The organism is uncultured Acidaminococcus sp. (assembly GCA_900538365.1).
Classification (GTDB): domain Bacteria; phylum Bacillota; class Negativicutes; order Acidaminococcales; family Acidaminococcaceae; genus Acidaminococcus.
The window spans coordinates 12,065-29,689 of record UPXT01000011.1 but is presented as its reverse complement, the minus strand read 5'-3'; the positions used below and the strand labels follow the sequence as shown (position 1 = coordinate 29,689).

Here is a 17,625-nt window from a genome sequence, read left to right as displayed (position 1 = left end):
GGTGCGATGATGGCTAGAGGAATCTTAGGTAAAAAATTAGGCATGACCCAGATTTTCGAAGCTGACGGTACGCTCGTCCCTGTAACCGTTGTTGAAGCAGGTCCCTGCGTGGTGCTTGCAAACAAAACGGAAGAGAAGGACGGCTACAACGCCATTCAGCTCGGATTTGGTGATATCAAAGAAAAACACGTAAATAAACCCATGAAGGGTTTCTTCGACAAGGCTGGTGTCGCTCCTGTCAAATTCGTACGGGAATTCCGTCTTGCTGAAGCTTCTGAATATAAAGTCGGCGATAAGATTGCAGCTGACATCTTTGCAGCTGGCGATCTCGTTGACGCCATCGGCGTTTCCCGCGGTAAGGGCTTCGCTGGTACGATTGAACGCCACAACTTCGCTCGTGGTCCTATGAAACACGGTTCCAAGAGCCACCGTGAACCGGGCTCCAACGGTCCGATGCATTCCGGTCCTGGCGGACGTGTCATCAAAGGCAAGAAGCTTCCTGGCCGCTTGGGTGGTCAGAGTGCGACCGTTCAAAGACTGACGATTGCCAAAGTGGATGCAGAACGCAACCTCATCATGGTCAAGGGTTCTGTTCCTGGTGCCGCTGGTACCTTCCTGATGCTTAGAGACACGGTTCGTCCCGTTGTCAAAAAAGCTGACAAGAAATAATTCGAAAGGAGGGCGTTACAATGCCGAAAGTTGCAATTTACGATCTGACCGGTAAAAAGACCGGTGAAGAAATAGAATTGATGGATTACGTCTTTGGCGTAGAATTCAACGAAGCCGTTGTCCACCAGGCTGTTGTTATGCAGCAAGCCAATGAACGTCAAGGCACCCATGCTACCAAAACCCGCGGTATGGTCCGTGGTGGCGGCAGAAAGCCTTGGAAACAGAAAGGTACTGGCCGTGCCCGTGCCGGTTCCGTTCGTTCCCCTCTGTGGGTTGGCGGCGGTACCATCTTTGGACCGAGCCCCCGCAGCCATGCCATCGATATGCCCCGCAAAGCCCGTCGTCTTGCTATTCGCTGCGCACTGAGCTCCAAGGTTGCTGATGGCTCCCTCGTTATCGTCGATGGTCTTACCTTTGCCGATAACAAAACCAAGAACACCGTTGAAATGCTCAAAGGCTTCGAAGCTTCTGACAAAAAAGCCCTGATCATCACGGACGGTGAAAACGAAAACGTTGAACTTTCTTCCCGCAACATCGAGAAAGTCAAAGCACTCAGCAATGACTGCCTGAATGTTTTCGATATCCTGAATGCAGAAAAAGTACTGCTGGCCAAAGATGCCGTAGCTAGAATTGAGGAGGTGCTCGCATAATGGCTGCTAATCCTCGCGACATCATCATTAGACCTATCGTTACCGAAAAGACTTCTGATATGATGAAGGACAACAAATACACTTTCCAGGTAGCTATGGGAGCTAACAAGACTGAAATCCGCCAAGCCATTGAAGCCATCTTCGATGTCAAGGTTGTTAACGTCAATACTGTCCGCGTTGAAGGCAAGAAAAAACGCATGGGCAGATTTGAAGGTAAGCGTTCCGATTACAAGAAAGCAATTGTAAAGCTCGCTAGTGGCAATACGATTCCGCTCTTCGAAGGAATGTAATTCGTCTAAGGAGGTCAAAACATGGCTATTAAAAGCTTTAATCCGTATTCTCCTTCTAGACGCAGCATGACTGTGTCCACCTTTGAAGAGATTACGACGGATAAGCCCCATCGCCCTTTGGTTGTCAAACTGAACAAACATGCCGGCCGCAACTACACCGGTAAGACCACGGTCCGTCATCAGGGCGGCGGCCACAAGAGACAATATCGTATCATCGATTTCAAACGCACGAAGGACAATATCCCGGCTAAAGTGGCTACGATCGAATACGATCCGAACCGTTCTGCCAACATTGCCCTTTTGAACTATGCTGACGGCGAAAAACGCTACATTCTGGCTCCTCAGGGCCTGAAGGTCGGCGATGTCGTCGTGAGCGGTCCCGAAGCTGATATCAAGGTTGGCAACACGCTGCCGCTCCTTAATATCCCCCTCGGTACCATGGTCCACAACGTCGAAATGAAAATCGGCAAAGGTGGTCAGCTTGGCCGTTCTGCTGGCGCTGGTATCCAGCTCATGGCTAAAGAAGGCAGCTATGCCCTGCTCCGTCTCCCCTCTGGTGAGCTCCGTCAGGTCCATATCAACTGCCGTGCAACCATCGGTGAAATCGGCAACCTGGATCACGAAAACCTGACCCTTGGTAAAGCCGGCCGTTCCCGTTGGCTTGGTGTCCGTCCTGCTAACCGCGGTGTTGCGATGAACCCGAACGACCATCCGCATGGCGGCGGTGAAGGTCACTCCCCTGTTGGTCGTAAGCGTCCTGTTACTCCTTGGGGCAAGAGTGCTTTTGGTACTCGTACCCGGAAGAACAAGAAAGCTTCCAGCAAACTGATCCTGAAACGCAGAACGAAATAACCAAGTACTGGGAAAGGAGGCATAACCCGTGTCCAGATCTGTAAAAAAAGGACCGTACGTCCAGGAAAGCCTGAAAAAGAAAATTGATGCCCTGAATGCTGCAGGGGAAAAGAAAGTCGTCAAGACTTGGAGCCGCAGCTCTACGATTCTCCCTGAATTCCTGGGGCATACCATTGCTGTTCATGACGGCCGCAAACATGTCCCCGTCTACATTACGGAAGATATGGTTGGCCATAAACTCGGCGAATTTGCACCGACCCGCCTCTTCAGAGGCCATGGTGATAAAGCGGCTGCTGTCGCTGGTAAATAAGTAGGGGAAGGAGGAACCATACGATGGAAGAAGCTAAGGCTGTTGCCAAATATATCCGCATCGCACCGCGCAAACTGCGCATTGTGATCAACCTCATCCGCGGCAAGTCCGTGAACGAAGCATTCGCAATCCTCAAGTACACCCCTAAGGTTGGTTCTGAAGTGATTGAGAAGGTGCTTCGCTCGGCTGTTGCCAATGCGGAACATAATTTCGACATGAACGTTGATAATCTGGTAGTGTCCAGCGCATTTGTGGACCAGGGTCCGACCATGAAAAGAATTCATCCACGCTCCCGTGGACAGGCATTCAAGATCCTGAAACGCTCCAGTCACGTGACTGTTGCTGTATCCGAAAAATAATCATCCTGTCAGAAGGAGGGAATGAATAGTGGGTCAGAAAGTTAATCCACATGGTTTTAGGGTTGGCGTAATCAATGATTGGGATTCCAAGTGGTTCGCCGACAAAGACTATCAAAAGTATCTTTTGGAAGATATCAAAATCCGTGAATTCATTAAAGATAAACAGTTCCAGGCTGGCATTTCCCGTGTAGCCATCGAAAGAACCGAACAAAAGATGCGTATTTCCATCTACACGGCTAAACCGGGTATTGTTATTGGCCGTCAGGGCAGCAACATCGAGCTCCTCAAGAAGGACCTTGCTAAACTGACCGACAGCAAACTGGACATCAACATCATCGAGGTCAAATCCCCCGATATGGATGCTACCCTCGTTGCTGAAAACGTAGCTGGCCAGCTGGAACGCCGTATCGCATTCCGCCGTGCCATGAAACAGTGCGTAGGCCGTACCATGCGCCTTGGTGCAAAAGGGATCAAAATTACCTGCTCCGGCCGTCTTGGCGGTGCTGAAATTGCTCGTACCGAATCCTATCGTGACGGCAGCATTCCCCTGCACACCCTGCGTGCCAACATTGACTATGGTACCGCTGAAGCCCATACCACCTATGGCCGTATCGGCATCAAGGTATGGATCTACAAAGGTGAAGTTCTCCCGACTGTGAAAGCAGCCGCTAAGAAAGAAGCTCCTGAAGGGCATGAAGGAGGGGCGAAATAATGTTATTACCAAAGAGAGTACAGCATCGTAAACAACATAGAGGACGCATGAAGGGCCGCGCAATGCGTGGTAATCGTGTAGCACACGGCGAGTATGGGTTGGTTGCCCTGGAACCGTCCTGGATCACCAACCGTCAGATCGAAGCTGCCCGTATTGCTATGACCCGTTACATCAAACGTGGCGGTCAAGTCTGGATCCAGATTTTCCCGGACAAACCTGTCACCGCTAAAGCCGCTGGCTCCCGTATGGGTAGTGGTAAAGGTTCCCCTGAATACTGGGTTGCCGTTGTCAAACCGGGCCGCGTGATGTTCGAAATGGCTGGCGTAACGGAAGAAGTTGCTCGCGAAGCGATGCGTCTTGCTGGCAACAAACTGCCGATCAAGACCCGTTTTGTTAGCAAGGAACAGCTGGATGCCGAAGTCACCGCGCGTGAAAATGGAGTAGGTGGTGAAGCTTAATGAAAACTAAAGAAATCAGAGAAATGTCTGGCAGCGATCTCGATGCAAAGCTGGCCGGCTTGAAAGACGAACTTTTCAACCTGCGTTTTCAAATGGCGACGGGACAACTGGAAAACCCCATGAAGATCCGTGAAGTCAAGAAGTCCATCGCCCAGATCAAAACGATCCAGAGAGAACGCGAGATTAACTCCTAATTGGAGTTATACCTAAGCGAAGGAGGCAACATTTCGTGGCTGAAGAAAGAAACATGCGTGTTACGCGTACGGGCAAAGTCGTTAGCGACAAGATGCAAAAGACCGTAGTGGTCGCCATCGAACGTCTGGTTCAGCATCCCCTCTATAAAAAAGGCGTAATGCATACCATCAAATTGAAGGCTCATGACGAAAACAACGATGCACATGTTGGTGATACCGTTAAGATTGCGCAGACCCGTCCTTTGTCCAAGGATAAGTGCTGGCGTGTCGTTGAAATCGTTGAACGCGCAAAATAAGATTGACTGATAGACTGCTGGGCTGTCTTGCTCAGCAAGGGAGGTAAACCATGATTCAACAACAGACGGTGCTGAATGTTGGCGACAATACCGGTGCCAAGAAGATTATGTGTATCCGCGTATTGGGCGGTTCTTATCGTAGATACGCCAATATCGGTGATGTGATTGTAGCTGCTGTTAAGGATGCAACACCCGGTGGCGTTGTCCAAAAAGGTCAAGTTGTAAAGGCTGTTGTCGTCCGTTCCGTTAAAGGCACCCGCCGTGCTGACGGTTCCTACATTCGTTTCGACGAAAACGCAGCTGTCGTGATCAAAGACGACAAGAGCCCTGTGGGCACTCGTATTTTTGGACCAGTTGCACGTGAACTTCGTGAAAAAGATTACATGAAGATCATTTCCCTGGCCCCGGAAGTACTCTAAGAAGGAGGTATCGCGAACATGACCAAATTACACGTAAGAAAAGGCGATACCGTTGTGGTACTCGCCGGCAAAGATAAAGGCAAGGAAGGCAAAGTCGTAGCGGCTTTCCCTAAAAAAGGCAAAGTTACCGTTGAAGGCGTCAGCGTTGTGAAGCGCCACAGCAAACCGAGCCAGAAAAACCCGCAGGGCGGCATTGTGGAAAAGGAATCCCCGATTTCCTCTTCCAACGTCATGATTGTCTGCCCGGCCTGCAAGAAACCGACCCGTATTAAGAAAGTGGCTGTTGGTGACGGATTCGCCAGAGCTTGCAAGAAATGCGGCGAAGTCATCGATAAATAATACGGGAAGGAGGAGAACAAATGGCAACCAGATTGCAAGAAAAATATACTTCCGAAGTCTGCAAAGGCTTAATGGAAAAGTTCAATTATAAGAATGTCAACGAACTTCCGAAACTGGAAAAAGTTGTCATCAACATTGGCTGCGGCGATGCTGTCACCAACAGCAAAGCCATCGATTCCGCAGTTGAGGACCTGACCGTTATTTCCGGCCAAAAACCTCTCATCACGAAAGCCAAGAAATCCATCGCTGCTTTCAAACTGCGTGAAGGCATGCCGATTGGTGTCAAGGTTACGCTCCGCGGCAGCCGCATGTATGAATTCCTTGATAAATTCATGAACATCGCTCTTCCTCGAGTCCGTGACTTCCGTGGTGTCAATCCCCAGTCCTTTGACGGTCGTGGCAACTACTCCATCGGCCTCAAGGAACAGCTGATTTTCCCGGAAATCGACTATGATAAGGTTGATAAAGTCCGCGGCATGGACGTAATCATCGTTACGACGGCTAAGAGTGACGAAGAAGGCAGAGAGCTCTTGAGACTGCTCGGTATGCCGTTCAGTGCGTAAGGAGGAGTAAAACCGTGGCAAAGACCGCATTGATTGAGAAATGGAAAGCGGAACCTAAGTTCAAGGTTCGTCAATATAACCGCTGCAAGATTTGTGGCAGACCGCACGCTTACATGCGCAAGTTCGGCATTTGCCGTATCTGCTTCCGGAAATACGCTTATGAAGGCGCTATCCCCGGTGTTAAAAAAGCAAGCTGGTAAGAGCGCAAATTCAGGAAGGAGGATATTCGCAAATGACTATGACTGATCCGATTGCCGATATGCTTACGCGCATCCGTAATGCAAACTCGGTTCATCACGATAAAGTTGAAATCCCCTGTTCCAAAATCAAGACTGCCATTGCAGAGATTTTGAAGAACGAAGGTTTCATTAAAGATTTCGAAGTCGTTCCCGGAAAGCATCAAGATGTGATCCGCGTACTTCTGAAATATGGTCCGAACAAGGAACATGTTATTTCCGGCATTAAACGTATCTCCAAACCCGGCCTCCGGGTTTACTCCCAGAAAGACCAGCTGCCTCGCGTACTGGGTGGCCTGGGGATCGCTGTTATCTCCACCAGCAAGGGCATGATGACCGACAAGGCTGCCCGCAAGGCTGGACTTGGCGGCGAAGTCATCGCTTACGTTTGGTAAGATCATCCTAGGACCGGAGGTGCTTATAAGTGTCAAGAATTGGTAAGAATCCGATTACCGTCCCTGATAAGGTTACGGTAACCGTGAACGATAATCTGGTCACCGTCAAGGGACCGAAAGGCGAACTTTCCCGCCAGATCAACAAAGAAATTAGCGTGGAACTCAAAGACGGCATCATCACCGTGAGCCGCCCCAGCGATGATAAGACCCATCGCTCTCTCCACGGCCTGTCCCGTACCCTGATCAACAACATGATCATCGGTGTTACGGAAGGCTATTCCAAGAGCCTGGAAATTCAGGGTGTTGGTTACCGTGTTGCTAAACAGGGCAAGGCCATCAGCTTTACGCTCGGCTTCTCCCATCCCTGCGTCATGGAACCGCCCGAAGGCATCACCTTTGATGTTCCTGGTCCGAGCCAGATCGTCGTATCCGGTATCGACAAGGAAAAAGTGGGTGCTGTTGCCGCTGAAATCCGCAGCCTGCGTGCTCCTGAACCTTATAAAGGCAAGGGTATCCGTTACGTTGGCGAACATATCATCCGCAAGGTTGGTAAAGCGGGCGCCAAAGGCAAGAAGTAATTTCTAGAAGGAAGGAGTGAATCTCTTGCTGAACAAGAAAGATAAGAACGCTGCACGTCAGAAACGTCACGTGCGCATGCGCAGAAATATTGTGGGTACTGCTGAAAGACCCCGTTTTAACGTATATCGCTCCCTGAGCAACATCTATGCTCAGATCATCAACGATGAAACCGGCGAAACCCTCGTCGCTGCTTCCACGGTTGAAAAGGCCAACAAAGAAAACTACGGCGGCAACATCGAAGCAGCCAAGGTTGTTGGTGCTGAAATCGCCAAGAAAGCCCTTGAAAAAGGGATCAAGACCGTTGTGTTTGACCGCGGTGGTTACCTGTACCATGGCCGTGTAGCTGCTCTTGCAGAAGCTGCTCGCGAAGCTGGCCTGGAATTTTAACAGAGGGAGGACATTTAAGTGGCTAATTTTGAAAAACAAGATGACGGCTTCAAAGAAAGAGTCGTCTTCATTAACCGCGTAGCTAAAGTCGTCAAAGGCGGACGTCGTTTCTCCTTCTCTGCTTTGGTTGTTGTCGGTGACGAAAATGGCAAAGTTGGCATGGGCATGGGCAAAGCTGCCGAAGTGCCTGAAGCCATCCGGAAGGGTGTGGAAGATGCCAAGAAGAACCTTATCACGGTTCCGATGAAGGGCTCCACCATTACTCATGAAATCATCGGCATCTTTGGTGCTGGCCGCGTCCTTCTGAAACCGGCTGCCCCTGGTACCGGTGTTATCGCCGGCGGCCCCGTCCGTGCCGTCCTGGAACTGGCTGGTGTCAAAGACATCCTCACCAAATCCCAGGGAACTTCCAACCCGAACAACGTTGTTCGTGCAACGCTGGAAGGCCTGAAGCTCCTGAAAAATGCTGCAGATGTTGCTGCCCTGCGCGGTAAGACTGTAGAAGAATTGTTAGGCTAAGGAGGACAGCGAGATGGCACAAGTTAAAATCACGCTTACCCGTAGCTTGATTGGTTATCCGAAAGACCAGCGCGCAACCGTTAAGGCCCTGGGCTTGGGTAAGATCCGTACCAGTGTTGTAAAAGAAGATAGTGCTTCCCTCCGTGGCATGCTCCACAAGGTCGCACATCTTGTTGAAGTCGAAGAAGTCAAGGCTTAAGGAGGGCTTGCGATGTATCTGCATGAATTAGCACCCGCTCCTGGCTCCAAGAAATCCCGCGTCCGTGTTGGCCGTGGTCTTGGTTCCGGACTGGGCAAGACATCCGGTAAAGGCCAAAAAGGTCAGAAATCCCGTAGTGGCGGGGTAAAACGTCCTGGATTCGAAGGTGGCCAGAAGCCGTTATACCTGCGTCTGCCGAAACGCGGTTTCTACAATAAATTCGGCGCTCATTACACCGTTGTAAATGTCGAGGAACTGAATCGCTTTGACGACGGCGCAGTGGTCGATCCTGTATCCCTTATCGAAGAAGGTATCGTCAAGAACGTTCGCGACGGTATCCGCATCCTCGGTAACGGCGAACTTACGAAGAAGCTCACCGTCAAGGCTTGTGGCTTCAGCAAGACCGCAGAGGAAAAGATCGTTGCTGCCGGCGGTAAAGTAGAGGTGATCTAATTGGCTTCAGCCCTTGATAACCTGATGCAGGCTACAGAACTCCGAAAGAAGTTGTCTTTTACACTTGCGATGTTCATAGTATTCAGGGCTGGAACGCAAATCCCCGTTCCGGGGGTCAATGCAGCCATGATCGAACAGCTTTTCAATAATGGGAACCTGTTCGGGCTGCTCGACTTGTTCTCCGGCGGCGCACTCAGCAAATTCTCAATATTTGCTATGAGCATTACTCCTTATATCAATGCGTCGATCATCACTCAGCTTTTGACCGTGGTCATCCCGACCTTGGAAGAATGGTCCAAGGAAGGAGCAGAGGGCGCCAAGAAGATCAATAAGATCAACCGCTACGCAGCAGTGGTCCTTGGTGTGATCCAGGCAATCGGCATGGCGTATGGCCTCCGCGTTGCCGTTAATAACCCGACCTTCTTCTCCTACCTCACCATTGTCGTCTCCCTGACGGCAGGCACGATCCTTCTCATGTGGATCGGTGAGCAGATTACGGCGCGAGGGATCGGAAACGGGATCTCGCTGATCATTTTCGCTGGTATCATTTCAAGGCTTCCGAGTGGAATGGCCGTTATGTATCGGTACTTACAAGCCGGAACCATCAACATCTTCAATCTCCTGATTTTCGCTGTCCTGGCTGTACTTATGGTGATGTTTGTCGTAGCGATCACCGTCGCTTACCGCAAGATTCCTGTCCAGTACGCCAAGCGTGTTGTTGGGCGCAAGATGTACGGTGGCCATACGACCTATATTCCGCTTAAGGTTAACCAAGCCGGTGTCATGCCTATCATCTTCGCCTCTTCCGTATTGATGTTTCCTGTAACGATTGCCCAGTTTATCCAGGTTCCCTGGGTGCAGAAGGTAGCCAGCTACCTCCAGTGGGGCACTCCGCTGCAGACAACACTGTACGTACTGCTCATCCTGTTCTTTACTTACTTCTATACGGCAGTAAGCCTCAACATCCCTGAGATGTGTGACAACATCAAGAAGTACGGTGGGTTCATTCCGGGCCTTCGCCCTGGCAAGCCGACCATTGCTTACCTTGATAAGATCATGAACAGGATCACCTTGGCAGGGGCCGTATTCCTCGCCTTCATTGCGGTGATGCCAAACCTCATCGTGTGGTTGACGGGAATCTCCGGCATCTACTTTGGCGGTACGGCACTCCTCATCGTTGTTGGTGTTGCCCTCGATACGATGAAGCAGGTTGAATCCATGGTACTGATGCGTCATTACCAAGGCTTCATGAAATAGGAGAGAAAATATGCATATTCTTTTAATGGGACCTCCCGGCGCAGGCAAGGGAACCCAAGCAGAAAAATTAGTTGCCGACTTCCCAATTCCCCATATTTCCACGGGAGATATGTTCCGTGCGGCTGTGAAAAATGGAACGGAACTGGGCAAGGAAGCCAAGAAATATATGGACGCCGGCGGACTGGTGCCCGACGAAGTCACCATTGGAATCGTACGGGAACGCCTGAGCCAGCCGGACTGTGTCAAAGGATTCATCCTGGATGGATTCCCACGCACGAAGGAACAGGCTGCTGCTCTTGATGACATCCTGAAGGACCTCAAGATCGAGCTTGACGCCGCTGTGAACATTGCTGTTCCCGACGCCGACCTTGTCAGCCGCGTAACGGGCCGCCGCATCTGCAAGGCCTGTGGCGCAACCTTCCATGTTGCCTTCAATCCTCCCAAAAAGGAGAATGTCTGTGACAAATGCGGTGGATCTCTCTACCAGCGGGATGATGACAAGGAAACGACTGTAAAGAAACGTTTGGAAGCGTATCATAGCCAAACAGCTCCTCTGATTGCGTATTACAAAGCTGCCGGCGTGTACAAGGAAATCGATGGCACCCAGCCCATTGACAAGGTCTATGCTGACGTTGTCAAGGCTGTAAAGGGTAAGTAAGGAGGCAGGATTGTGTCGAAACAAGATGCTATTGAAGTAGAAGGTACGGTCCTTGAATCCCTGCCTAATGCCATGTTCCGGGTCAAACTGGAAAATGACCACGAAATCCTTGCCCACATTTCTGGCAAAATACGTATGAACTTTATTAAGATCCTCCCTGGCGACAAGGTCACTGTCGAACTGACGCCTTATGACCTCAACCGGGGCCGGATTACTTATCGGTTTAAATAAGAGGATTGGCAAGAGGAGGTTCAGCAACAATGAAAGTTAGACCGTCTGTAAAACGCATTTGCGAAAAATGCAAGATCATTAAGCGCAAAGGCCGCGTTATGGTCATTTGCGAAAACCCGAAACATAAACAAAGACAAGGTTAAGAAGGAGGTGCTTTGAATAATGGCTCGTATCGCCGGTGTAGATTTGCCGAGAGATAAGCGTGTTGAATATGCTCTGCCGTATATTTACGGTATTGGCCTGACCCTTTCCCGCGAAATCCTGGAAAAGACTGGGATCAACCCGGATACCCGTGTCCGTGACCTGACGGAAGCTGAAATCGCAAAGCTTCGTGAGCTCCTGGACCACGAATATAAAGTAGAAGGTGACCTCCGCCGTGAGGAATCCCTGAACATCAAGCGTCTGGTGGAAATTGGCTGCTATCGTGGCCGTCGCCACAGAGCAGGTCTGCCTGTTCGTGGTCAGAACACCAAGAACAACGCCCGTACTCGCAAAGGCCCCAAGAACGTTGGCGGCAAGAAGAAATAATCGTAAGGAGGGATCAGACGAGTGGCTGGTAAGAAAGTTGTCCGTAACAAACGGAAAGTAAGCAAAAACATTGAAGCTGGTGTGGCACATATTCGTTCCACCTTTAATAACACCATCGTAACGATTTCCGATACGACCGGTGCAGTCCTCAGCTGGGCATCCGCAGGCGGCATGGGCTTCCGCGGTTCCCGTAAGAGCACTCCCTTCGCAGCTCAGATGGCTGCCGAAACGGCTGCTAAAGCCGCTATGGAACATGGCCTGAAGAGAATCGAAGTCTTCGTCAAGGGCCCGGGTGCTGGCCGTGAAGCCGCAATCCGTGCACTGCAGGCCGCAGGTCTCGAAGTTGAATCCATCAAGGACGTAACTCCGATCCCGCACAACGGCTGCCGTCCGCCTAAACGCAGAAGAGTATAATGGAGGTGAAGTGTTAGATGGCTATTGATAAGACTCCTGTTCTGAAAAGATGCAGATCCTTGGGCATGTCTCCGGCTTTCGTCGGTGTGATGAAAGAATCCCACCGTCAGCCGAAACGTCAGTTCAAGAAGAAGAGCGAATACGGTATGCAGCTGGCTGAAAAACAGAAAGCCAAGTTCATCTATGGCATTCTGGAAAAACAGTTCCGCGGCTACTATGAAAAAGCAAAGAAAATGGAAGGCATCGCTGGTACCAACCTGCTGATCCTCCTGGAACGCAGACTGGACAACGTTGTGTACCGTCTGGGTCTTGCTCGTACGCGCCGTCAGGCTCGTCAGCTCGTTACCCATGGTCACATTGCCGTAAACGGCAAGCGCCTGGATATCCCTTCTGCGCTCGTCAAAGCCGGTGATGTTGTTTCCGTTATGGAAGGAAGCCGCAGCTCCGCTTACTTCAAAGGTATGGCAGAAACCCTCGGTAAGAGCGCTGTTCCTGCTTGGATCTCTGTAGATGGACAGAACCTCAGCGGAAAGGTTGACCGTCTGCCTGTTCGTGATGAAATCGATGTTCCTATCGAAGAACAGCTCATCATCGAACTGTACTCCAAGTAATCTTATACTGTTCTCCACAATAGATACTGCGTATTGTGGTAATGCGCAAAAGGAGGCTTCCGCATGAAGGAAATTGAAAAACCGAGCCTTGTTATCGACGAAATTTCCCCTGATGGACGATACGGAAAGTTTGTCTGGGAACCTTTGGAACGTGGATACGGTATTACCTTAGGCAACAGCCTGCGTCGTGTGCTCCTGTCCTCCCTGTCCGGCATGGCCGTCACGGGAATCAAGATCGATGGTGTGCTCCATGAGTTCTCCACCATCGAGGGGGTACGGGAAGACGTCGCAGATATCGTTTTAAACATCAAAGCCTTGTGCTTCAAGGTGAACCTGGATGACCAGGGCACCTACGAACCCAAGACTTTCTATATCAAGAAGTCCGGCGAAGGTGAAGTGACCGGTGCCGACATCATTACCGACCAGGATACGGAAGTTCTGAATCCGGAGCTGCACATTGCAACCCTCGACAAGAACGCCAACCTGAATATGGAAATCTATGTCGATATCGGCCGCGGCTACGTCTCAGCTGACAAGAACAAATCCAAGGATCAGCCCATTGGATTCATTCCTGTCGACTCCATCTATTCCCCGATCACGCGCGTCAAGTTTGGCGTCACCGACACCCGTGTCGGCAACGTCACCAACTATGACCGCCTGACCCTGGAAGTTTGGACCGACGGCAGCTTGGGACCGGATGAAGCCGTGACGAGTGCTGCTGAAATCCTGATCAACTACCTGGCCCTCTTCAAGACCACCAACGTTCCCAAGATCCAGGGGAGCGAAGAAAGTGGCAAACCTGATGAGGAAGGAACGAAATCGTCCGTGCTCCAGATGTCCATTGACGATCTGGACCTCACCGTCCGTTCCAACAACTGCCTCAGACGGGCCGGCATCAACACGGTAGAGGATATCATCAACAAGACGGAAGACGAGCTCATTTGCGTCCGTAACCTCGGAAGCAAATCCTTGGAAGAAGTCAAGAACAAGATTGAGGAACTGGGCCTTCACCTGCGCAGCTCCGACGAAGAATAATAGGAGGAAGACGAAACATGGCATACAGAAAATTGGGCCGCAGCTCCAGCAACCGGAAAGCGCTGTTCCGTAGCGTCCTGACCGCCTTCTTCAAAAACGAGAGAATTGAGACCACTGAAACCAAAGCCAAGGAAATCAGCGGTCTGGCAGAAAAACTCATTACGACGGCCAAAACCGATGACCTGGCTAGCCGCCGTAAAGTTCTGGCCTTCCTCGTAGATGAAGAAGCCACGAAGAAACTCTTCGAAGTCATTGCCCCGAAATATAAGGAACGCAATGGCGGTTATACCCGCATCTACAAGACCAGCCCTCGCCGCGGCGATGCTGCTGATATGGCCATCCTGGAACTCATCTGATTGGGTCTCAAGGCATAAGGAACCCCCTGCATGCGTCAGCATGCAGGGGGTTCCTTATTTTGGGGTCAGCCCAAAAATCGGGCTGAATTGATGCTGTGATGCTAAAAGACTAGAGGCAAAAGACCTTGGGGCACCGCCCCAAACCGCCCTTCGGGAGGGGGCGGAACTTAATTCGCCCTCAAACATGTTTCTCGGACTTCCGCTTCGCTCCAAAAGCGTCCTTCGAAACTCCGGGCGAATGGTCCTCACTACCGTTCGTAAGGAGACGTCGCTGCGCTCCTCATCCACCACCATAAAGGAGGTCATGTTATGACCTCACTTGATGGTCTCCCGCCTTGGTAAGGCGGAACGGCTTTCGCCGTCTCTAAGGCGAAAAGACAGTACGGGAACAGTACGATGCAAAATGTATCGTACCTAAAGAAAAAGAATATAAAGTAAGCCCCACCCCGAACTAAGACACGCGTTCGGGGTGGGGCTTTAATTATTTTACTTCATGTACCTTTTGTTTTCTTCGGAGCTTTGTTGTTGCCATGAAATATAGAAACGATACTTCTCCCAGCACTATTCTTCGCCCTACGGTCTTTTGCCTCAGTGATCGATTTCTCCGAAATCGATTCGCCTCGCCAGGGTGGTAAGTCCATCGCCAATCGATTCGCGAGCTGCTAGTATCATCGGACCGGCGGAGGCTCGAGACAGCGTGACGGAGCCTTATCTCCCTCCACTCATCTTTCATAACTCTACAAATCTTGCAATTTTTTAGAAAATTGATTTTTTCATGATTTTCCCCCTTAAAATAATAAAAATAAAAATAGATACGAAAATAGGGCCTAAAATTTCTTTATACGAAACTTTAGAATTTTTCCATTTCTTTTCAGGAAATGAAGGCCCTTTTGACCGGACGGCTGGAAGTAGGTAAGATAGAGACAACCTAAGAGTAATGCGCATTGAACTCTACCTAATCAAGATTGCTCAAATATCCGTTTTCTATGAGGAGGGTTCACATGAGTGGAAAATTAGAAAAGAAAATAGGCATCGGCAACATCATCGGCCTCGGTGTGGGCGGTGCTGTCGGTGCGGGCATCTTCGTCACCTTGGGTTCAGCCATTGCGCTGACAGGGCGCTCTGTAGTTCCTATCACCATCTTGTGTGTATTTTATATGCTCCTGGCTTATTGGTATAATCTGGCCTTATCGAGCATCTTCATCATCAAGGGCGGCGACTACAGTATGCGTGGCATGCTTCTTTCCCCGCTCCTTACGGGCTACGGCGGTTGGACCAATGTCATCTGGGCCTTCGGTTTCACAGGCTATTCCATGGCCTTGACTCACTATCTAGGTAGTCTCTGGCCGGTTCTCATTGAACATGAAATGGCTGTAAGCCTTGTCATTCTTAGTCTTCATTTTCTTTTGACCATTCGAGGTAACCGCATTGTCACCCTTTTCCAGAATGTGGCGACGGCCCTCCTTGTCATGGCCATGGCCCTTTTCATCGTCCTCGGTCTTCCGGAAGTCAACTTTTCTGTTTTCTTTGATCCTGCTGTTGACGGAGGCTTCTTTCACGGCGGCGTTGCGGGCATCATCAGCGCCGTTGCCATCATGGGCTTTGCCTGCCAGGGAACGACAATGGGCCCTGTCGGTGTTGTGCCCATTGCCAAGGACCCGAAACGCTCCATTCCTTATGGCATCATCTATACTTGTCTTGTTGTTTCCGTTATTTACGGTCTCATGAGCCTAGTTGCTTCGGGAATCCTTCCCTATGACCAGATTGCTGGCAAGAATCTCAGTGTTGTTGCTTCGTCCTTCCTCAGTCACGGACTATTTGGCTTCTTTATCATCGGCGGCGGTGTCTGCGCTATCATCTCTTCTTTCTTAAGTGTTCTCGTCATGATCCGCGAGCCCCTTATTCAGATGGGTAATGACGGCTGGCTGCCTGGGTTCCTCAAGCGTCAGAACAAGGATCATTATCCCTATGGTGCCTACCTGCTGGTTTATGTCCTTGCGGCGATTCCTATTATTACGAAGATGGATTTCAACAACGTTATCAGCATGCTCATGATCCCCTGCATGTTCATCAATGCCTATCTCAATGTGGCCTGCATCAAGATTCCAAAACTTTACCCCGAACAGTTCGCCAATCGCTCCCTGCCCCTTTCCCTTGGTGCCTATAAAGCATGCTGCATCCTTGGCGGATTCAGTGCCTTTATGGTGGCCGTGACGCTACTGAAGGATATGCAGGCCCAAGATGCCGTGGTTGCTCTGATTGTCCTTGTCGTTCCGCTCGCACTTAGCTACCTTGCCCTGAAGACGGGTCGTGTGGACCGAGCTGTCCTCTTGAAGCGCCGCCAGGAAATCATTGACGAGGAAACGCGGGGTGCTTGCTAAGGCACGCTGTTACTTAGCTTGTTATGTAAGGAGGAATTACTATGTATAATTTTGATGAAATCGTTGACCGTCGTCACACCAATGCCCTCAATACGGATGGTTTCCGTGGGTATATCTTCCATGACTTTGAAGGAAAAAAGAAATTTCCCTTCAAGGATGATGAATTCATTCGTATGTGGGTAGCCGACATGGAATTTGCCATGTGTCCAGACATCATCCAAGCCATCAAGGATCGTGCTGACAGACGAATTATGGGCTATAGCCAGGTCTTTGAGCCGTCTTTCTTTGAAGCCTACAACAACTGGAACGAAAAGATGTATGGCTGGCGTTACCCACGGGAAGAGATTTGCTTTTCCCTGGGCATCATTCCTGCCCTTTATCAACTGATTGGGATTCTCTTAGGACCGGAAGATGCAGCCATCATCAACACACCGGCTTATGGTTATTTTCAGCACCCCGTTGACTATAACCATAAGCACGCCATTCATAACAAACTGGTGTGGGACAAAGAAGGCAACTGGTCCATCGACTTTGACGCCCTGGAACGCGACGCCGCCAATCCCTTTGCCAAGGTTCTCATTTGGTGCAATCCTCATAACCCGACAGGCCGTGTCTGGACCGAAGAGGAACTGCGTAAAGTCGCTGCTATTGTGGAAAAATATAACCTTTGGATTATCAGTGATGAAATCCACTGCGACATTATACGTCAAGGGGTAAAACACATCCCTATGGCTAAGATTATGCCGGATTATAAAAAGCTCATTGTCTGCACGTCGGCATCGAAATGCTTCAATATGGCAGGGCTGATGTTCGCGGAAATCGTTATCCGGGATAAACACCTCCGTGATATCTATGTGGCCTATACGGACAGCTATGCTATGAACGTTAACCCCCTGTCCATTGCAGCCCATGAAGCAGCCTATCGTCATGGCTATGAGTGGCTTAATGAACTGAAGACCTATCTTGACGGTAACTTTGCCTTTCTAAAGGGCTTCCTCACCAAGGAATTTCCGAAGATTGTATACAATATCCCTGAAGCCACCTACCTTGCCTGGGTCGATATGAACCCATACTTGGGCGATGTCGAAAATATTCCTGATTTCATGGCAAATGAAGCCGGCGTTCTCCTTGAAGGTGGCGATGCCCTCTTTGTCGATAATGCAAAAGGCTTTATTCGCCTCAACCTTGCCATGCCAAAAAGCATCATCAAGACCGGTCTGGAACGGATCCGTGATGCTGTAAAAAAACATAACGCCAAATAAAGGAGGTATAATG

Annotated in this window: 31 protein-coding genes; all 31 read left to right on the top strand. The window is 50.2% G+C overall.

Features of this window, described 5'->3' with window-relative positions:
* Positions 1–9 precede the first annotated feature (9 nt).
* Positions 10–669: a 50S ribosomal protein L3 gene (rplC, locus tag QZQ08_RS03775; protein WP_297899413.1), complete on the top strand. Its 660-nt coding sequence runs from the start codon at positions 10–12 to the stop codon at positions 667–669.
* 20 nt (positions 670–689) lie between these two features.
* On the top strand, positions 690–1,319 hold the full coding sequence (gene rplD / locus QZQ08_RS03770; protein WP_296328062.1) for a 50S ribosomal protein L4: 630 nt from the start codon (positions 690–692) through the stop codon (positions 1,317–1,319).
* Positions 1,319–1,609 (top strand): 50S ribosomal protein L23, encoded by a 291-nt coding sequence (gene rplW / locus QZQ08_RS03765; protein WP_296328059.1) that lies wholly within the window; start codon positions 1,319–1,321, stop codon positions 1,607–1,609. Before rplD ends, rplW begins: the two co-directional genes overlap by 1 nt.
* Positions 1,610–1,630: 21 nt before the next feature.
* Positions 1,631–2,461 (top strand): 50S ribosomal protein L2, encoded by an 831-nt coding sequence (gene rplB, locus QZQ08_RS03760; RefSeq protein WP_009015386.1) that lies wholly within the window; start codon positions 1,631–1,633, stop codon positions 2,459–2,461.
* Between the two features lie 28 nt (positions 2,462–2,489).
* Positions 2,490–2,771: a 30S ribosomal protein S19 gene (gene rpsS / locus QZQ08_RS03755; protein WP_009015385.1), complete on the top strand. Its 282-nt coding sequence runs from the start codon at positions 2,490–2,492 to the stop codon at positions 2,769–2,771.
* Positions 2,772–2,794: 23 nt separating this feature from the next.
* Positions 2,795–3,130 carry a 50S ribosomal protein L22 gene (gene rplV, locus QZQ08_RS03750; RefSeq protein WP_009015384.1) on the top strand — a complete coding sequence of 112 codons (336 nt, stop codon included), beginning with the start codon at positions 2,795–2,797 and terminating at the stop codon, positions 3,128–3,130.
* 28 nt (positions 3,131–3,158) lie between these two features.
* Positions 3,159–3,842, top strand: a complete 684-nt coding sequence (gene rpsC / locus QZQ08_RS03745; RefSeq protein ID WP_296328051.1) for a 30S ribosomal protein S3 — start codon at positions 3,159–3,161, stop codon at positions 3,840–3,842.
* Positions 3,842–4,300 (top strand): 50S ribosomal protein L16, encoded by a 459-nt coding sequence (rplP, locus tag QZQ08_RS03740; RefSeq protein WP_009015382.1) that lies wholly within the window; start codon positions 3,842–3,844, stop codon positions 4,298–4,300. Before rpsC ends, rplP begins: the two co-directional genes overlap by 1 nt.
* The gene (rpmC, locus tag QZQ08_RS03735) at positions 4,300–4,494 is read left to right on the top strand and encodes a 50S ribosomal protein L29 (protein ID WP_009015381.1); all 195 of its coding nucleotides are present in this window, start codon (positions 4,300–4,302) and stop codon (positions 4,492–4,494) included. The genes rplP and rpmC overlap by 1 nt, the downstream gene beginning before the upstream one ends.
* Before the next feature lie 35 nt (positions 4,495–4,529).
* Positions 4,530–4,790, top strand: coding sequence for a 30S ribosomal protein S17 (rpsQ, locus tag QZQ08_RS03730; protein WP_009015380.1), 261 nt, complete (start codon positions 4,530–4,532; stop codon positions 4,788–4,790).
* Between the two features lie 50 nt (positions 4,791–4,840).
* Positions 4,841–5,209, top strand: coding sequence for a 50S ribosomal protein L14 (gene rplN, locus QZQ08_RS03725; protein ID WP_009015379.1), 369 nt, complete (start codon positions 4,841–4,843; stop codon positions 5,207–5,209).
* 18 nt (positions 5,210–5,227) lie between these two features.
* A complete protein-coding gene (rplX, locus tag QZQ08_RS03720) occupies positions 5,228–5,548 on the top strand; it encodes a 50S ribosomal protein L24 (RefSeq protein ID WP_009015378.1) in 321 nt (106 codons plus the stop codon).
* A gap of 20 nt (positions 5,549–5,568) precedes the next feature.
* Entirely contained in the window at positions 5,569–6,111 is a 543-nt protein-coding gene (gene rplE, locus QZQ08_RS03715) for a 50S ribosomal protein L5 (protein ID WP_009015377.1), read from the top strand.
* Positions 6,112–6,125: 14 nt separating this feature from the next.
* Positions 6,126–6,311 (top strand): type Z 30S ribosomal protein S14, encoded by a 186-nt coding sequence (locus QZQ08_RS03710; RefSeq protein WP_009015376.1) that lies wholly within the window; start codon positions 6,126–6,128, stop codon positions 6,309–6,311.
* Positions 6,312–6,343: 32 nt separating this feature from the next.
* Positions 6,344–6,742 carry a 30S ribosomal protein S8 gene (rpsH, locus tag QZQ08_RS03705; RefSeq protein WP_009015375.1) on the top strand — a complete coding sequence of 133 codons (399 nt, stop codon included), beginning with the start codon at positions 6,344–6,346 and terminating at the stop codon, positions 6,740–6,742.
* Between the two features lie 29 nt (positions 6,743–6,771).
* On the top strand, positions 6,772–7,320 hold the full coding sequence (gene rplF, locus QZQ08_RS03700; RefSeq protein WP_296328035.1) for a 50S ribosomal protein L6: 549 nt from the start codon (positions 6,772–6,774) through the stop codon (positions 7,318–7,320).
* A gap of 25 nt (positions 7,321–7,345) precedes the next feature.
* The gene (gene rplR / locus QZQ08_RS03695; protein ID WP_016459951.1) at positions 7,346–7,708 is read left to right on the top strand and encodes a 50S ribosomal protein L18; all 363 of its coding nucleotides are present in this window, start codon (positions 7,346–7,348) and stop codon (positions 7,706–7,708) included.
* A gap of 18 nt (positions 7,709–7,726) precedes the next feature.
* Positions 7,727–8,227 (top strand): 30S ribosomal protein S5, encoded by a 501-nt coding sequence (rpsE, locus tag QZQ08_RS03690; protein WP_296328031.1) that lies wholly within the window; start codon positions 7,727–7,729, stop codon positions 8,225–8,227.
* 13 nt (positions 8,228–8,240) lie between these two features.
* Positions 8,241–8,426, top strand: coding sequence for a 50S ribosomal protein L30 (rpmD, locus tag QZQ08_RS03685; RefSeq protein WP_009015371.1), 186 nt, complete (start codon positions 8,241–8,243; stop codon positions 8,424–8,426).
* 12 nt (positions 8,427–8,438) lie between these two features.
* Positions 8,439–8,879, top strand: coding sequence for a 50S ribosomal protein L15 (gene rplO, locus QZQ08_RS03680; protein ID WP_009015370.1), 441 nt, complete (start codon positions 8,439–8,441; stop codon positions 8,877–8,879).
* Entirely contained in the window at positions 8,880–10,136 is a 1,257-nt protein-coding gene (gene secY / locus QZQ08_RS03675; protein ID WP_366140916.1) for a preprotein translocase subunit SecY, read from the top strand.
* 10 nt (positions 10,137–10,146) lie between these two features.
* Positions 10,147–10,794, top strand: coding sequence for an adenylate kinase (locus QZQ08_RS03670; protein ID WP_296328023.1), 648 nt, complete (start codon positions 10,147–10,149; stop codon positions 10,792–10,794).
* A gap of 12 nt (positions 10,795–10,806) precedes the next feature.
* Positions 10,807–11,025, top strand: a complete 219-nt coding sequence (infA, locus tag QZQ08_RS03665; RefSeq protein ID WP_009015367.1) for a translation initiation factor IF-1 — start codon at positions 10,807–10,809, stop codon at positions 11,023–11,025.
* 29 nt (positions 11,026–11,054) lie between these two features.
* Complete coding sequence (gene rpmJ / locus QZQ08_RS03660) at positions 11,055–11,168, top strand: 50S ribosomal protein L36 (protein ID WP_009015366.1); 114 nt, start codon at positions 11,055–11,057, stop codon at positions 11,166–11,168.
* Positions 11,169–11,187: 19 nt separating this feature from the next.
* A complete protein-coding gene (gene rpsM / locus QZQ08_RS03655) occupies positions 11,188–11,553 on the top strand; it encodes a 30S ribosomal protein S13 (RefSeq protein WP_009015365.1) in 366 nt (121 codons plus the stop codon).
* Positions 11,554–11,574: 21 nt separating this feature from the next.
* Entirely contained in the window at positions 11,575–11,967 is a 393-nt protein-coding gene (rpsK, locus tag QZQ08_RS03650) for a 30S ribosomal protein S11 (RefSeq protein ID WP_009015364.1), read from the top strand.
* Between the two features lie 17 nt (positions 11,968–11,984).
* A complete protein-coding gene (gene rpsD / locus QZQ08_RS03645; protein WP_296328014.1) occupies positions 11,985–12,578 on the top strand; it encodes a 30S ribosomal protein S4 in 594 nt (197 codons plus the stop codon).
* 63 nt (positions 12,579–12,641) lie between these two features.
* Positions 12,642–13,613 (top strand): DNA-directed RNA polymerase subunit alpha, encoded by a 972-nt coding sequence (locus tag QZQ08_RS03640; RefSeq protein ID WP_009015362.1) that lies wholly within the window; start codon positions 12,642–12,644, stop codon positions 13,611–13,613.
* Between the two features lie 17 nt (positions 13,614–13,630).
* Positions 13,631–13,969: a 50S ribosomal protein L17 gene (rplQ, locus tag QZQ08_RS03635; RefSeq protein ID WP_009015361.1), complete on the top strand. Its 339-nt coding sequence runs from the start codon at positions 13,631–13,633 to the stop codon at positions 13,967–13,969.
* A 1,001-nt stretch (positions 13,970–14,970) separates the two neighbouring features.
* Positions 14,971–16,350 (top strand): APC family permease, encoded by a 1,380-nt coding sequence (locus tag QZQ08_RS03630; protein WP_296328006.1) that lies wholly within the window; start codon positions 14,971–14,973, stop codon positions 16,348–16,350.
* A gap of 41 nt (positions 16,351–16,391) precedes the next feature.
* Positions 16,392–17,612, top strand: a complete 1,221-nt coding sequence (locus QZQ08_RS03625; protein ID WP_296328002.1) for a MalY/PatB family protein — start codon at positions 16,392–16,394, stop codon at positions 17,610–17,612.
* The last annotated feature ends 13 nt before the right edge of the window (positions 17,613–17,625 follow it).

Bases quoted from the DNA above. Each gene is read 5' to 3' on its own strand.
- rplN (WP_009015379.1), top strand. From the start codon at position 4,841: ATGATTCAACAACAGACGGTGCTGAATGTTGGCGACAATACCGGTGCC.
- rplX (WP_009015378.1), top strand. From the start codon at position 5,228: ATGACCAAATTACACGTAAGAAAAGGCGATACCGTTGTGGTACTCGCC.
- rpmC (WP_009015381.1), top strand. From the start codon at position 4,300: ATGAAAACTAAAGAAATCAGAGAAATGTCTGGCAGCGATCTCGATGCA.
- rplW (WP_296328059.1), top strand. From the start codon at position 1,319: ATGGCTGCTAATCCTCGCGACATCATCATTAGACCTATCGTTACCGAA.
- rplO (WP_009015370.1), top strand. From the start codon at position 8,439: ATGTATCTGCATGAATTAGCACCCGCTCCTGGCTCCAAGAAATCCCGC.
- QZQ08_RS03670 (WP_296328023.1), top strand. From the start codon at position 10,147: ATGCATATTCTTTTAATGGGACCTCCCGGCGCAGGCAAGGGAACCCAA.
- rplE (WP_009015377.1), top strand. From the start codon at position 5,569: ATGGCAACCAGATTGCAAGAAAAATATACTTCCGAAGTCTGCAAAGGC.
- QZQ08_RS03630 (WP_296328006.1), top strand. From the start codon at position 14,971: ATGAGTGGAAAATTAGAAAAGAAAATAGGCATCGGCAACATCATCGGC.
- rplD (WP_296328062.1), top strand. From the start codon at position 690: ATGCCGAAAGTTGCAATTTACGATCTGACCGGTAAAAAGACCGGTGAA.
- rpmJ (WP_009015366.1), top strand. From the start codon at position 11,055: ATGAAAGTTAGACCGTCTGTAAAACGCATTTGCGAAAAATGCAAGATC.
- rplQ (WP_009015361.1), top strand. From the start codon at position 13,631: ATGGCATACAGAAAATTGGGCCGCAGCTCCAGCAACCGGAAAGCGCTG.
- QZQ08_RS03625 (WP_296328002.1), top strand. From the start codon at position 16,392: ATGTATAATTTTGATGAAATCGTTGACCGTCGTCACACCAATGCCCTC.
- rpmD (WP_009015371.1), top strand. From the start codon at position 8,241: ATGGCACAAGTTAAAATCACGCTTACCCGTAGCTTGATTGGTTATCCG.
- QZQ08_RS03640 (WP_009015362.1), top strand. From the start codon at position 12,642: ATGAAGGAAATTGAAAAACCGAGCCTTGTTATCGACGAAATTTCCCCT.
- rplV (WP_009015384.1), top strand. From the start codon at position 2,795: ATGGAAGAAGCTAAGGCTGTTGCCAAATATATCCGCATCGCACCGCGC.
- rpsH (WP_009015375.1), top strand. From the start codon at position 6,344: ATGACTATGACTGATCCGATTGCCGATATGCTTACGCGCATCCGTAAT.
- rpsD (WP_296328014.1), top strand. From the start codon at position 11,985: ATGGCTATTGATAAGACTCCTGTTCTGAAAAGATGCAGATCCTTGGGC.
- rplB (WP_009015386.1), top strand. From the start codon at position 1,631: ATGGCTATTAAAAGCTTTAATCCGTATTCTCCTTCTAGACGCAGCATG.
- rplP (WP_009015382.1), top strand. From the start codon at position 3,842: ATGTTATTACCAAAGAGAGTACAGCATCGTAAACAACATAGAGGACGC.
- rpsM (WP_009015365.1), top strand. From the start codon at position 11,188: ATGGCTCGTATCGCCGGTGTAGATTTGCCGAGAGATAAGCGTGTTGAA.
- rplC (WP_297899413.1), top strand. From the start codon at position 10: ATGGCTAGAGGAATCTTAGGTAAAAAATTAGGCATGACCCAGATTTTC.